At 67.0% G+C, this 13,533-nt stretch carries 12 protein-coding genes; 7 read left to right on the forward strand and 5 right to left on the reverse strand.

What is annotated here, in order from left to right; all coding sequences use genetic code 11:
• Positions 1-801: 801 nt before the first annotated feature.
• Positions 802-1,644: an esterase/lipase family protein gene (locus RUR_RS11515; RefSeq protein ID WP_283134975.1), complete on the reverse strand. Its 843-nt coding sequence runs from the start codon at positions 1,642-1,644 to the stop codon at positions 802-804.
• A gap of 169 nt (positions 1,645-1,813) precedes the next feature.
• On the opposite strand from RUR_RS11515, the gene RUR_RS36935 reads away from it, so the two are divergent.
• The gene (locus tag RUR_RS36935; RefSeq protein WP_487250715.1) at positions 1,814-2,080 is read left to right on the forward strand and encodes a hypothetical protein; all 267 of its coding nucleotides are present in this window, start codon (positions 1,814-1,816) and stop codon (positions 2,078-2,080) included.
• A 167-nt stretch (positions 2,081-2,247) separates the two neighbouring features.
• On the opposite strand, the gene RUR_RS11520 is transcribed toward RUR_RS36935, so the two are convergent.
• Together RUR_RS11520 and RUR_RS11525 are read right to left on the reverse strand one after the other, a co-directional pair.
• Complete coding sequence (locus RUR_RS11520) at positions 2,248-3,084, reverse strand: SDR family oxidoreductase (RefSeq protein WP_283134976.1); 837 nt, start codon at positions 3,082-3,084, stop codon at positions 2,248-2,250.
• Positions 3,081-3,968 carry an NAD(P)H-binding protein gene (locus RUR_RS11525; RefSeq protein ID WP_283134977.1) on the reverse strand — a complete coding sequence of 296 codons (888 nt, stop codon included), beginning with the start codon at positions 3,966-3,968 and terminating at the stop codon, positions 3,081-3,083. The genes RUR_RS11520 and RUR_RS11525 overlap by 4 nt, the downstream gene beginning before the upstream one ends.
• Before the next feature lie 752 nt (positions 3,969-4,720).
• Here RUR_RS11525 and RUR_RS11530 point away from each other — a divergent pair.
• Entirely contained in the window at positions 4,721-5,680 is a 960-nt protein-coding gene (locus RUR_RS11530; RefSeq protein ID WP_283134978.1) for an SDR family oxidoreductase, read from the forward strand.
• Between the two features lie 264 nt (positions 5,681-5,944).
• Entirely contained in the window at positions 5,945-6,892 is a 948-nt protein-coding gene (locus RUR_RS11535; RefSeq protein WP_283134979.1) for a glycoside hydrolase family 113 protein, read from the forward strand.
• Between the two features lie 304 nt (positions 6,893-7,196).
• Here the strand turns inward: RUR_RS11535 and RUR_RS11540 are convergent, their stop codons facing one another.
• Positions 7,197-7,850: a response regulator gene (locus tag RUR_RS11540; RefSeq protein ID WP_283134980.1), complete on the reverse strand. Its 654-nt coding sequence runs from the start codon at positions 7,848-7,850 to the stop codon at positions 7,197-7,199.
• Positions 7,847-8,992: a sensor histidine kinase gene (locus RUR_RS11545; RefSeq protein WP_283134981.1), complete on the reverse strand. Its 1,146-nt coding sequence runs from the start codon at positions 8,990-8,992 to the stop codon at positions 7,847-7,849. The genes RUR_RS11540 and RUR_RS11545 overlap by 4 nt, the downstream gene beginning before the upstream one ends.
• Positions 8,993-9,164: 172 nt before the next feature.
• On the opposite strand from RUR_RS11545, the gene RUR_RS11550 reads away from it, so the two are divergent.
• The 4 genes from RUR_RS11550 to RUR_RS11565 all read left to right on the forward strand — a co-directional run bounded on the left by RUR_RS11550 (position 9,165) and on the right by RUR_RS11565 (position 13,486).
• Positions 9,165-9,590, forward strand: a complete 426-nt coding sequence (locus RUR_RS11550; RefSeq protein WP_283134982.1) for a DUF6326 family protein — start codon at positions 9,165-9,167, stop codon at positions 9,588-9,590.
• A 242-nt stretch (positions 9,591-9,832) separates the two neighbouring features.
• The gene (locus tag RUR_RS11555) at positions 9,833-10,723 is read left to right on the forward strand and encodes an aminoglycoside phosphotransferase family protein (protein ID WP_283134983.1); all 891 of its coding nucleotides are present in this window, start codon (positions 9,833-9,835) and stop codon (positions 10,721-10,723) included.
• Positions 10,724-10,920: 197 nt separating this feature from the next.
• Complete coding sequence (locus tag RUR_RS11560) at positions 10,921-11,712, forward strand: LuxR C-terminal-related transcriptional regulator (protein WP_283134984.1); 792 nt, start codon at positions 10,921-10,923, stop codon at positions 11,710-11,712.
• A gap of 88 nt (positions 11,713-11,800) precedes the next feature.
• Complete coding sequence (locus RUR_RS11565) at positions 11,801-13,486, forward strand: AMP-binding protein (protein ID WP_283134985.1); 1,686 nt, start codon at positions 11,801-11,803, stop codon at positions 13,484-13,486.
• Positions 13,487-13,533: the final 47 nt, after the last annotated feature.

Genomic DNA, 13,533 nt, shown 5'->3' on the forward strand with positions numbered 1-13,533 from the left:
CTTCGACAAGCTCGCCAGCCGCTACCTCGCAGGCGTCACCCTCGCATCTGTTGTGCTCTGGCTCCGCCACTCCGAATTGTCAGACAGGCCCTAGCGTCCGTTCAGGTCAAGCCATCTGTCGGCACTCTTGAGGACGCCACCAGTCGATCATGTCGGCAGATGTCGAGTCGCATAATCCAACTTGGTCGCCGTTCGGGCGGGGTGGCTAGTGTATGGAGTGCGGCGGCGCGGGCTGCGCTGTCAAGTACGAGACCGGTTCACTCCTCCCTTCGCGGCTCAAACACCGGGGAACGAAGTCGGATCTTCGCGGTCGAATTCAACCGTCAAGGACGCATGATTGCTCGATGGTTGCTCGCATGTACGCGGTACGGCACGGCACGCAGTGTCATCGCCAGGCAGATTGCCGGGGACGGCGGCGGATAAACTGATAGAAGTCGATACACTGCGGCACTCAACGGCATTGATCAAGTCGACTTTTAATCCGTAGGTTCTGGGTTCGAGTCCCAGGCGCCTCACCATTCATACCCCGTCTGACCTGCGATTTCTCGGTTTCAGGCGGCTTGCTGCAAGCGGTTGATCGCGAGTGGTTGCTCGTTGGCTGCACAACCAAACCGTGATCAGGTAGAGCAGACGGAGAGACACAAGCCGCGATCTTGCTCATGTCGCCGCCATGTCAAACCCCAGGTCAAGCGCCCCGCGACGACTTTTGATCCGGTACAACACGAACTGGTGCGTTCCATACCCGCGATCACCACGACGAGGGTGCGTCCTCGTCGAGGACGCACCCTCCCGGCTCATCCCTTAACCCAGCTCGTTGCCGTGGGTGACGGCCAGCGGGTTCGGCAGGGCGTCGAGTTCGTTGAGCACGATCTGGTGCACCACTGGGTCGAAGTTGACAGCGATGTGACCGCTGAGGTCGAACGGGGCGCGGTCCTGGAGCAGGATGTTCTTGACGGAGTCCCCTGTGAGGAAACTCGATGTGTACGGCGTGACCACCATGTCGAACTTCGTGGCGATCACCGTGTAGTTCACTCCGGGCACCGTGTCGCCCCCGTCATTCAGCTTCTTCATGAAGTCGGAGTCGGTAATCTGCTGCCGGCAGGCCTGGCACACCAACGCGACTGCGGGGTCGAGCCCGAGCAGCCTGGCGAGGTTCGCCAGCCCGAGGGCGCTGGTGCCGTGGTTGGACGGTGTGATGCCGATCAGCCTGTGAACCTTCTCCGCGCCTTTCAGGAACTTCAGGTAGTAACGCGGCATCATTCCGCCCTGCGAATGACCGACGAGATCCACCTTGGATGCCCCGGTCTCCGTCAGCACCTTGTCGACGAAGTCCGACAGCTGCTGAGCGGACTGGGCGATATCGCCCATGGCCTGGAGCGGCCCCGTGCCCCGTAGGTGGCCGTAGTTGAGCGCGAAAACACAGTGGCCTCCCGCCTTCAGCTTCGGTGAAAGCGTTCCCCAGTTGCTGGCCATGTCCTCGAACGTGCCGTGGACCAGGACCACCGGACGCGGGCGGAGCGGTGACGGCTTGCAGGCCCAGATGTTGGCCCCTGGGGGCGAGATGTCGGCGTACGCGGGCGCGGTGAGCGCCGAGAAGACGAGCAATGCCCCAATTACCGCCGAGACAACGGCACGAAGCTGCATTTATCCACCTTTCGGGAAAACGACGTTGCATGTCGGCCGCGTCTTCCAATGAAAGGAGAAGGCGAAGGTTGAACATTGATTGCGAATCATATTCCTTCGGCCATGCCATGTCATTTGTGTTCCTGAGCGGAAAATTTGGCCCATCCAGTCGACTCTCTTTTGTCGACTTTTGAAAAATAGAAGCTCCCGCGCTCGCAGTCAAAGAATCAAAGTCACTAAAACATCCCAGGGAACACCAAAAATCTGGCAGGCTTGCCGACCCGGGCCGAATGACCTGGACAGGTCGGCTCCGGAGGCCTTCGCGACCAGAACCGATGCAGACATCTGGCTCACAAAGAAGGAGGCGGAGATCGTCAACGACGACTGGATTGATCCAGATTCCGGGAAGATCCTCCTCGGTTTCTGGGCAACCGCAGCGCCGCGAAGGTGTTCGTGACGGCGAGATAGGCCAGGCGAAGGAGCACGACCGGCCATCCTGCCGCACTGGCTCCCCCTCAGGAATCGAATCCTGCCTACAAGAGAAGCCCTGCAAGGCCGTGACCTGGACGGATGGAGTTATCGGCAGGCGCACTGCCGCCCGAGTCCAGGCGGCAGCCGGTGGAACTACCTGAACGCGGCCGCGTTCTCCACTGCCCATTCGGCGAATGTCCTGGCAGGGCGGCCCGTGATGTCAGGGACGACGGACGCCCACTGCTCGTTCACCGGAAGTGGGTTCTCGGCGGATTCACGCCACATGCCGAACAGCCAGTCCACCACCTCGGCCGGGTACCCCTCCTGGATCCACAGGTCGCGGGCCGGGATCGGGTCCTGTTCCTCGAAGCGCACCGGGGATCCAATGGCGGCGGCGATCGCGGAAACCTGCTCCCGCACCGTGAGCGCCTGCGGGCCCGCGAACGTATAAGTCCGGCCGGTGTGCCCGTCTCGAAGGAGGGCGGCGGCGGCCACGGCGGCGACGTCGGACTCGTGGGTGGGCTGGGTGACGGCTTCGCCGTACGGGCGGCGCACGACGCGCTCGGCGCGAATCTTCGGCCCCCAGTCCAGCCAGTTGCCGGCGAACTCGCCGGGCCGGACGTGGGTCCAGTCCACCCCGGACCGTGACACGGCCTGCTCCACGGCCAGATATCCCGAGCCGAACTCCTCCTCGGTGGCGCTCGCGCCCGAAAGGACCACGATCCGCCGCACCCCCGACTCCACGGCCATCGCGACGATCTCGGCGGCCGTCTCCGGCATGGGGAACAGGTACAGCCGCTCCACACCCTTGAGCGCGGGCTGGAGGGATTCGGGCCGCTCCAGGTCGCCTTCGCGCACGTCGACCTCGCCGGGCAGGGTGGCCGCGGCCGGTCGTCTGGTCAGGGCGCGTACGGCCCGCCCCTCCTGCAGCAGTTCGGCGACAACCCGCCTGCCCACCACGCCGGTCGCACCGGTCACCAGGATCGTCATGCCGGTTCCCCTCCGAAATCCGCGGCGTGATCAAAGGCCCAACGGGCGAACGTGCGCGGCGTACGTCCCGTGATCTCCTCGTAGGTGCCGGTCGGCGGCAGCACCCCCGGGCCGTCGACCGCGGCGGCCAGCAGTTCGACTAGCCAGCGGGTCGTCTCGGCCGGATATCCCTCCGCGAGCCACGTCGAGCGGGCCTGCTCCGGCGTAAGCTCCTCGAAGCGCACCGGCGAGCCGATCGCGGTCGCGATCGCCGCCACCTGCTCGACCTGCGTGACCTTGACCGGGCCCGTGATCGTGTAGGCCTCACCGACGTGCCGGTCCGTGAGCATGGCCGCGACCGCGACCTCCGCCACGTCCGCCTCGTGCACCAGCGGGTAGCCCGACTCGCCGTACGGCGCGCGAACCACCCCCTCGGCCCGGATGCCGGAGGCCCAGCCGAGCGCGCCGGCAGCCAGCAACCCGGGACGGACATGCGTCCACTCCCTGCCGGTGGCCTCCACCGTCAGCTCCAGCCCCCGATGGGCCTCGCGCTCCTCCTCCAAGTGGCGCCCCAGCGCGCTCGCATCGTCGAACGGCGAGAATCCGGCCGCCGCCGCCGAATGCACCACAAACCGGTGCACACCCGCCGAGGCCGCCTGCTCCACGAACCCGGACTCAGACATCACATAGGCGAAAGGGAACAGGTAAACCCGCTCGACCCCCTTCAGCGCCGCCTGCCAGGTCTTCGGCTTGGTGAAGTCCCCGTGGACCAGCTCCACCCCGTCGGGCAGCCGGGCCGTACGTGGATCACGCACCATCGCGCGAACCCGCTGACCGGCTCCCACCAGCCCGTCGACGACGCGACGGCCGATGTTGCCGGTCGCCCCCGTCACTAGGATCGTCATGTCGCTCCTCTGGTTTTCCGGATGAGCACACCGGGCGCCGCCGCGTCCGTGGCATTGGTTTCGCGGCGGCGCCCCGCGGACCCGGTGATGCTAGGCAGGATTTCCGGAGCTCGCACATGGACCGTTCCACGGCAGCGGGTCCTGGCCGACGAGTTGGTGGCCGAGCCGAGCCGATTCGCGGACGGCGTCGAAGCTGTATCCGACCAGCTCTGCGCCTGCCGAAAATCACATCCGTGCAGGTCAAGCGGCATGTGAGTACTTGTGGACCTGGGTTGGCTCAATTTAGTGCGCACCTTCGGGAGCACGGATCCGCTTGAGCGCGTCGCGTAGGTCGGAGCGCAGGGAGTCGGCGGCAGTAAGGACATGGTCGCCGGCTTGGATGCGGATGGTACGGCAGGGGCGTGCTCGTGGAATCCGCTCGATTCAGATTCTCGGCCACGTCCAGACGACTCGGGTGATCGTGAGCATCAGCGTGACCATGATCACCGAGCTGTGTCAGGCGGTGGCAAAGATTGGTGTTCCCACCGAGCTCGAACTGAATGAGTCGACATTCCGGCCCGGAACAGCGCGAGGAAGTCGTTCCATCATGGGCGAGCTAGAGCGCCCTGTCCGGTTGAGCCTGGGTTGCTGCTAGTGTTGACGACCTCAGATCCGCACCCTTCTCCCGGCAGCCTTGAGGGCTGAGGCTGAAGCACATGCTCAGGCCGCGGGGGAAGGCGCAAGATCTCCGTCGACAGTTGGAGAGTCTTGCCATGGATGAAATCAAGCGGATCAAGAGTGCGCCGGAATCCGGAGAACTGCGGCTGCTGACCGTGGTCGGCGCGAGAAAAGACGCCGGCAGCAGCCCTACCGGGATCGTCGGGCGAAGCCTGGCACGGCAGTTGCTCGCCGTCGGCGATCGCGTGCGCGTGATCGCTGAGTCCGACCAGTTGGCCGACTGGCCTGATGCGGTCGAACTTGTCGAGGGGTCCATCACCCGCCCACGGGAGTGCGCTGAGGCCTTCGACGGCGTTGACGGTGTCTTCCTCGCCGGTGCGGAGCCCTCGACGGTGCAGGATGCGCTGGCGCTCGCACTGGCCGCCGGTGTCCGGCGCATCGTGGTGCTGTCCTCGCACGGGCCGGAGTACGAGGAGTCGTATCCGCCGGAGACGTGGTTCTGGCTGGCCATAGAGAAGGCCGTCGAGCGTTCAGGGATCGAGTGGACTCACATCCGGCCATCGGCGGTGATGGGGTCCATGGTCGAAGGCACCTATCCCGCCACGGGATCGGACTGGCCGGACACGATCAGGGCCGAGCTGGTCGTCCGGGAGGCATTCCTCGACGAGGGCCACTATCCGTTCATCCACGAAGACGACCTCGCTGCTGTCGCAGTGTCGGCACTGCGCAACGACGACTACGTCGGAGCCGTCCTTGAGGCGGTCGGCCTGCCGCTCAGCACCCTTTCTCGCGTGCGGAGCATTGCCAAGGCCATCGGCCGCGACATCGCCGCCGTCGAGCTGACGCCCTCCGACAGCCGCACGAACTGGGGCCGTCGTGGCTGGCCCGACAGCGGCATCGACGTGACGCTGTACGCCCTTGAGGAGTACGGCGCGAAACTGGCCGAACTCACCCAATGGACGCTCGAGCAGCGGCCTTCCGTGCAGGAGATCATCGGCCGTCCACTGCGTACCTACGACGACTGGGCGATCGAGAACGCAGACCTGTTCCGCTGACACCTGGCCTACGCCGGCAGTACCGCGAGCACCATCCCCGGTAACCGCCGTACCCATGGGCGGCGGGCCGTGCTCTTCGTGGGCGAACCGGTCGCCCCGCCCATGGCGGCGCAGATCATCGCCGTGCCCACCACCCACCAGGAGAGGGTCTTCTCCCGGCTCGCCCTCGGAATACCGCTTCGAGGAGGTGGGTCGGTGGCTCGCCGACGCCGTCGATGCGCCTTGGACCTGCTGAAACACGGATTCACCAAGAAGGGAAATGTCATGAAAAAGGGAATCAACTACGACACGGGGTTCCTGCCGGGAGACCAATTCAGCCGCAAGGTGTTCGACGCCGAAACCGTGCGACGCGAAATGCGCGTCATCGCCGACGACCTGCACTGCCAGGCCATCCGCGTGTCCGGCGACGACCCCGCCCGGCTGAGCGTCGCCGCCCAGGAAGCCGCCGAGGCAGGGCTGGAGGTCTGGTTCGCGCCCTTCCCCGTGGACCTGCCCGACCAGGACACGCTGGCCTTCTTCACCGACTGCGCCGAGCGCGCGGAGGCGGTCCGGCGCGGTGGGGCCGAGGTGGTATTCGTGACCGGCTGCGAGTACACCACCTTCGGCCACGGCTACCTGCCCGGCGACACCTATACGGAGCGCATGGACGCCATGATGGCCGGCCTGACCTGGCTGGATTCGTTGAACACGACCAAGGGCCGCTTCAACGCATTCCTCGCCGAGTCGGCCGAGACCGTACGGTCGCTGTTCAACGGCCGGATCACCTACGCTTCGGGCTCATGGGAGTTCGTTGACTGGGCCCCGTTCGACCTGGTAGGCGTGGATGCCTACCGCACCGCGTACAACGCCGACACCTTCGTCGAGGAGATGCGCGGCCACTTCAAGCACGGCAAGCCTGTCGTGGTCACCGAGTTCGGCACCTGCGCCTGGCGGGGCGCGGCCGAGCAGGGCGGCGCCGCGATGCTGGTGCCGGAGGGGGCGGTGCCGGACGAGGGCGAGCAGGTCCGCTACTTCGAGGAGATGATGGACATCTTCGAGAAGGAGAACGTGGACGCCGCTTTCTGGTTCAGCTTTGCCGGATACGCCCTCCAAGGCGCGGCCGACATTGGCTCCTACGGTGTCGTCAGGATGCTCGACGCGACCAGGTGGGAGCCCAAGGCGGTCTTCCACGCCATGGCCACCAGGCACGCGCGCGGACGCGCTGAGGCGTGACCGGGACCTGCGGCGTCGTTCTGGAGAGCGGTACGGCACGGCACGCAGCGTAATCGCCCCGCAGGTTGCCGGGGACAACAGCGGACAGAGCGATGGAAGTCGATACACCGCGGCACTGCGCGGCATTGATCAAGTCGGCTTTTGATCCGTAGGTTCCGGGTTCGAGCCCCAGGCGCTCCACCAGCGAGAACGGCCTCAGAACAATCATGTTCCGAGGCCGTTGACGGCTCCCTTTGACGGCAATGTCCTATGTGAGCCCACCCAGTGCCGCATCGAGCTTGTCCAAGGCCGTGGCCTGAAGTCGTCACTGGACGCGTTTCGTCTGGTAAGCCCATATCGCGAGCTCGACCCGGTTCCGGACGCCGAGTTTCGTCATGAGACCGGCGAGATGGAACTTGACCGTACTCATGCTGATGTGCAGTTCCCGGGCGATCTCGGCGTTGGTCCTGCCTCGTGCGACCCGGCCGAGCACGTTCTCCTCCCGGTCCGTCAACGCGTCGATGGGCTGGGCCGGCGCGGCGGCCGGGCCGCCGGTCGCGAAGGTGGCGAGCAGCCGGGCGGTGACGGCCGGGTCGATAAGCGCGTCACCGTGTACGGCGGCGTGGATCGCCCGAATCAGCTGATCCGGTTCCGTTCCCTTGAGGAGGAAGCCACGGGCACCTGCTCTGAGTGCTCCGTAGATGTACTCGTCGGTGTCGAACGTGGTGATCACGACGACGGCGATCGGATCGTCCACGTCCGGTCCGGCGACCAGCCGGGTGGCCTCGATGCCGTCCAGGACGGGCATGCGGATGTCGAACAGGCACACGTCGGGTCGCAGCCGGTGGGCGAGCGCGACGGCCTCGCGTCCATCGGCCGCCTGCCCGACCACCTCGACACCGGGCTGGCCGTTGAGGATCGTCGTCAGTCCTGCCCGGACGATGCCCTGGTCGTCGGCGACGAGCACGCGGACGGTCATGGCGCGGCGATCCCGCGGGGAAGGACGGCCCGCACGCTCCAGCCGCGATCCGGATTCGGTCCGGCCGTAAGCGTGCCACCGAGCAGGGTGACGCGCTCGGTCATGCCGACCAGTCCGAAACCGGATTGCTGGCCGGCGGGCGCGGTGCGGGCACCGTCGTCGCTGACCGTCAGCCGCACCTCGGTGGCGCCGCCGGTCACCTCGACCTCGACCCGGGTCGCCTGATGTGCGTGGCGGGTGGCGTTGGTGATCGATTCCTGGGTCACCCGGTACACAGCGCCTTCCACGGCCGGCGGCAGGTTCGTCAGGTCGCCGCGCAGCCGCACACCGATGCGCAGCGCGTCGGTGCTGCCGGTGACGAGATGTTCGATGTCGGCGATCCGGCGCTGCGGGGCCGTGGCCGGCTGTCGCTCGCGGTCGCGCAGCGCGCTGACCATCGTGCGCATCTCGGCGAGCGTCCGGGCCGCCTCGCGGTCGATGGTCTCCAGCGACTCGGTCGCCCCGCTGAGCGATGACGATCGGGCGAGGAACAGCCCCGCCTGAGCCTGGATCGCGATCGCGGAGACGTGATGGGCGACGGTGTCGTGCAGTTCCCGGGCCAACTGCTCCCGCTCCTGCAGCTTCGCCTGTTCGACCCGCTGCTCGCGTACGGCAGCCCGGTAGCGGCTGGACACACCGAGCGCCGCAGCGAGTAGCACCAACGCGGCCCCGGCGATCGTCTCGGCGACCCCGGGAAAGTCGATGCCGACGATGACCGTGATCGCGAGGGCCACGACTGCGAGCCCGAGGACCGCGTCGCGGCCGCCACGCCACCGCAAGAGCGAGTAGACAAGCACCAGCACCGTCCAACCGCTGTGCAACGCCATGGGTTCGGCGCCCGCGACGAGCATGGCCACATCCAGGCTCGCGAATCCTCCGAACGCGAACGCCACCGCCGCCAGCGGATGGGTCCGCCGGACCAGGGCGGCGAGCGCGAGACCGCATCCGAAGGCGACGGCGACCGATCGCCAGACCAAGTCGTGGCGGAACACCCCCTCAAGCACGACCCCGGCCATCACGATCGCGGCGAGTGCCCAGTCGCGCCGGCCATGCGGCGGCGAGTGCCGCACCGCGGCCCACAACGATGTCGCAGCATTCGACACGACAGCCACAGTAGCGTTCGGGCGGTCGTGGCGGACCGGCCGTAAGACCAGCCGCCAACCTGGTCTTTCGGCCAGGGAGAGCCTTGTCCGCACGGCTCGGGCGCCAAGCCGTCGGTCCGGCCCAGACTGGAGGCCGTTCAGCGCCATCAGGCCACCGGGAGGAGCACCACCAATGAGCAGGGACCGGACGAGCAACCTCACCGACACCAAGACCGACGTCAAGGTCGTGCTCTGCGGTCTCTGGGTCGCCACGCTGTTCGTGTTCGCGTACGTCGACATCTTCGGCTTCTTCCGCACGGACGTGATCAACGGCGTTCTCGCCGGCGAGGTGTCGAGCACAGGATTCACGATCGACCAGACGTTCCTCTTGCTCACGACCTGCTATGTCGTGGTTCCGGCATTGATGGTCGTCGTCTCCCTCGTCGCCCGGGCCCGCGTCAACAGAATCACCAACATCATCGTGAGCCTGTTCTACGTGGTGACGGCGGCGGTGACAATCATCGGCGAGACCTGGGTCTACTACATCGTCGGGATCGTCATCATGGTCACGCTGATGCTCACGATCACCCGCGTCGCCTGGACGTGGCCGAGAATCTGAACCGAGCAGATTCCACACACGTCGCCGTCAGGCCCACCGCGGCCGCGATTCCAAATTCCTTTGGTTCGAGCCTGGCGGGGGCACCGGACACAAGTGGAGCCGAGGTTACGGCATGCGACCCAAAGAATCATGGATCAGGGCTGCGACTTGGAGCTTCCTCTGGTTGAGCGTTCTGCAACGAGCCGACGGCCATGGCACTCTGATCCGCTGCTCCGCCTGCCGCCTCAGTACAGTGCCTACGCATGACCGAGATCGAGATCACCGCAGACCTGGTCCGCGACCTGCTGCAGGAACAACATCCAGACCTTGCAGGGCTGACCATCCGCGAGGTGGCGGGCGGCTGGGGCAACCAAATGTGGCGCCTCGGGGACGAGTTGGCCGTACGCATGCAGCGCATGGACCCCACCCCGGAGCTCCAGCTCAAGGAGCGGCGGTGGCTACCCGTGCTGGCTCCGCGCCTGCCGCTCCCGGTGCCGCTCCCGGTGCGGTTCGGCGAACCGTCCGAGTGCTTCCCCAAGCACTGGACCGTGATGACGTGGGTTCCCGGCGAGCCGCTGGACCACGGCACGATCAGCCGCGGCGCCCATGCGGCCGACACGCTGGCGGGCTTCCTCCAGGCGCTTCATGTGGAGGCACCTGCCGAGGCGCCGACCGCTACAGACCGCGGAGCCCATCCCAGGAACTGCACGAACGGCTTCGAGAACTTCTTCCAGGCCGTTGCCCCCGACGACATCGCTGCCGAGGTCCGGGCCGTCTGGGACGACGCCGTTGCGGCCGACGCGTGGGAGGGCCCGCCGGTGTGGGTGCACGGCGATCTCCATCCCGCGAACGTCGTCGTCTCGGACGGAACGCTCTCGGGCATCGTCGACTTCGGTGACATGTTCGCCGGCGATCCGGCGTGGGACCTCGCTGCCGCATGGGTGCTGCTACCCGCGGGCACGGCCTCACGGTTCTTCGACATGTACGCGCAAGCAGATGAGGCGGCGATCCGGCGCGCCCGCGGGCTGGCCGCAATGAAGTGCCTTTTCCTGATGCTCATGGGGCAGAACGGAGATCGGGGCCTCCCCGGCGGCAAGCCGAACTGGGGACCTGCGGGCCGGGCGGCACTTGATCGTGTTCTGAAGGGCGTTTGATGCACGCTTCCTGTGAAATCGTCCAATGAGCCCAAGCACGCTCCGAGAGCGTTCTTGACGGTGTTGTGTGCCTGAAACATACTTAGCGCCTAACCGAAATATGAATTCACATTGTGTTTCGGGACAGACGGCCTAGATCACGTGCGGTCCATGAGGCGTCGCGACGAGAAGGCAGCCCCGGGAACAGGGGGTGGTTCATGGACGGCGGCAGAGGCACGACGATCGAGCGGGCACTCCCCGAGGCCTTGCGGGACATTCAGCGGCTGACCGGGTTCCCCGTGGTCTTCGGGGGCCGAACGCGAACGGTGGCGGCGAGTTTCCAGCTGGAGATCACCCGGCTGATCGGCACGCTCGGCACGTCACTACGCGGACTGCGTGTCTCCTCCGGCCGTGGACTGGGCGGGGCCGTACTCAGGGACGGCGCGCCCCATTGCGTGAACGACTACGCCGGAACCGACCGAATCACCCACGACTACGACGACATCGTGGTCCGGGACGAACGGATCACCTCCGTGATGGCGATGCCGATCGTCGTGAACGGTGCCGTCGAGGCCGTTCTCTACGGCGCGGTCCGTGATGGGCGCCCGATCGGTGAGCGCGCCATGCGGGCCGCCGGGATCGTGGCCGCGCGGGTCCAGCGGGAGGCCATGGCGTGCAGAGAGACCGATGTACGGCCCCCGGCGAGCGCACTCGACGAGCTGGCCGACATCATCCAGGACATCGACGACGAAAGGGTCCGCGCCCGGCTGCTTCGCGTTCACGCGGAGCTCAGCGGTAAGGCGTCGTCCCCCGGCGCGAGGCGGCTGTCCGAGCGGGAGCGTGAGGCGCTTCGGCTGGTCGCCACGGGGGCGAGCAATCTGGAGATCGCGGTGGAGCTGAGGCTGAGCCCGGAGACGGTGAAGGCCTATCTGCGGAGTGCGATGCGCAAGCTCGACGTACACAACCGGACCGCCGCCGTACACGCGGCCCGGCTCTCCGGGGCGCTCTGACCTGCCGGGTTACCCCCGTTGGTAGGTAGTCTCCGGGTGACCGTGGGGTGGATGCTCGGTTGACGAGCGATCTGCCTAGGAGGGTCTCATGGACGTGACCGGTGCCTACCGCGCGAGCCGGGATCAGTTGCTGTCCCTGCGGGGTGACTACGGGCGGGCGGTGGCCGAGTTCCGCTGGCCCGACCTCGGCGACCGCTTCAACTGGGCGGTCGACTGGTTCGACGCCATCGCCCGGGGGAACGACCGGCCGGCGCTGGTGATCGTCGAAGAGGACGGGTCGGCGATCGAGCGGAGCTTCGACGAGATGGCGCGCGCGTCCGATCGCCTGGCGTCCTGGCTTGCCGCTCACGGCGTCGCGAAGGGCGACCCGGTTCTGCTGATGCTGGGCAACCAGGTCGAGCTCTGGGAGTCGATGCTGGCGATCATGAAGCTGGGCGCGGTGGTGCTGCCCACGACGACCGCCGTGACCGCGGCCGACGTCGCCGACCGGGTCGCCCGCAGCGGGGCCCTGCACCTGATCTGCAACGCGGCCGACACGGAACGGCTCGCCGAGGTGCCCGGCGAGTTCACCCGGATCAGTGTGGGGGCGGCAGAGGGGTGGGCCGACCTGCGGGAAGCTGCCGGTAACGCGTGGGCGCCGATTCCGCATCCGGAGACGTCGGTGGACGACCCGGTGCTGCTCTACTTCACCTCGGGCACGACGTCACGGCCGAAGCTGGTCGAGCACACGCAGGTGTCCTATCCGGTCGGGCATCTGCCGACCATGTACTTCCTGGGGGTCGAGCCGGGCGACGTACACCTGAACATCTCCTCCCCGGGATGGGCCAAGCACGCCTGGTCGTGTTTCTTCGCGCCATGGATCGCCGAGGCGACCGTGTTCATCTACAACTACGCCCGCTTCGACGCCGCCGCCCTTCTCAGGCAGCTCCGCAAGCGTGGCGTCAACACCTTCTGCGCGCCGCCGACCGTATGGCGCATGCTGATCAAGGCGGAGCTGGGTGAGCGGCCGACCGGGCTGCGTGAGTTGATCGGGGCCGGGGAGCCGCTGAACCCGGAGGTGATCGAGCAGGTCCGCCGGGCGTGGGGGCTGACGATCCGCGACGGGTTCGGGCAGACGGAGACGACCGCGCAGGTCGGCAACGTGCCCGGCGCCGAGGTCAAACCGGGTTCCATGGGGCGTCCGCTGCCGGGGGTTCCCGTGGTCCTGGTAGACGTCGCCTCCGGCAAGCCGCTGACCGGGCCGGGGGAAGGGGAGATCTGCCTCGATCTGATGGACCGGCCGGTGCCGCTGATGAAGGGGTACCAGTCCGATCCGGAGCGGACGGCGGAGGCGATGGCCGGCGGTTACTACCACACGGGCGACGTGGCCGGCGTCGACGAGGACGGCTACATCTTCTACGTCGGGCGGACCGATGACGTCTTCAAGGCCAGCGACTACAAGATCAGCCCGTTCGAGCTGGAGTCGGTGCTGATCGAGCACCCTGCCGTCGCCGAGGCGGCCGTCGTACCCGCGCCTGACGAGATCCGGCTGGCCGTGCCCAAGGCATACATCGCGCTGGCGCCGGGGCACGAGCCGAGCAGGGAGACGGCGCTGGCCATCCTCCGGCACGCCCGCGAACGACTGAACCCCTACCAGCGGGTGCGCCGGATCGAGTTCGCCGAACTGCCCAAGACGCTGTCGGGCAAGATCCGGCGGGTCGAGCTGCGGGCCCAGGAAGACGACGCCAGGCCCGGTGAATGGCGTGACGACCAGTTCCCCGAGCTCAGGGCCTGACCCACTGGAGTCGGCGCTCCCATCCGGTTGCAAGTGAAACCCAAGAC

The sequence above is a fragment of the Rhizohabitans arisaemae genome (assembly GCF_025996515.1).
GTDB classification, from domain to species: Bacteria; Actinomycetota; Actinomycetes; order Streptosporangiales; family Streptosporangiaceae; genus Rhizohabitans; species Rhizohabitans arisaemae.

Excerpts from the sequence above, each read along its gene's own strand:
- RUR_RS11515 (WP_283134975.1), bottom strand. The coding sequence starts at position 1,644 with ATGCAGCTTCGTGCCGTTGTCTCGGCGGTAATTGGGGCATTGCTCGTC.
- RUR_RS11520 (WP_283134976.1), bottom strand. The coding sequence starts at position 3,084 with ATGACGATCCTGGTGACCGGTGCGACCGGCGTGGTGGGCAGGCGGGTT.
- RUR_RS11525 (WP_283134977.1), bottom strand. The coding sequence starts at position 3,968 with ATGACGATCCTAGTGACGGGGGCGACCGGCAACATCGGCCGTCGCGTC.
- RUR_RS11530 (WP_283134978.1), top strand. The coding sequence starts at position 4,721 with ATGGATGAAATCAAGCGGATCAAGAGTGCGCCGGAATCCGGAGAACTG.
- RUR_RS11535 (WP_283134979.1), top strand. The coding sequence starts at position 5,945 with ATGAAAAAGGGAATCAACTACGACACGGGGTTCCTGCCGGGAGACCAA.
- RUR_RS11540 (WP_283134980.1), bottom strand. The coding sequence starts at position 7,850 with ATGACCGTCCGCGTGCTCGTCGCCGACGACCAGGGCATCGTCCGGGCA.
- RUR_RS11550 (WP_283134982.1), top strand. The coding sequence starts at position 9,165 with ATGAGCAGGGACCGGACGAGCAACCTCACCGACACCAAGACCGACGTC.
- RUR_RS11555 (WP_283134983.1), top strand. The coding sequence starts at position 9,833 with ATGACCGAGATCGAGATCACCGCAGACCTGGTCCGCGACCTGCTGCAG.
- RUR_RS11560 (WP_283134984.1), top strand. The coding sequence starts at position 10,921 with ATGGACGGCGGCAGAGGCACGACGATCGAGCGGGCACTCCCCGAGGCC.
- RUR_RS11565 (WP_283134985.1), top strand. The coding sequence starts at position 11,801 with ATGGACGTGACCGGTGCCTACCGCGCGAGCCGGGATCAGTTGCTGTCC.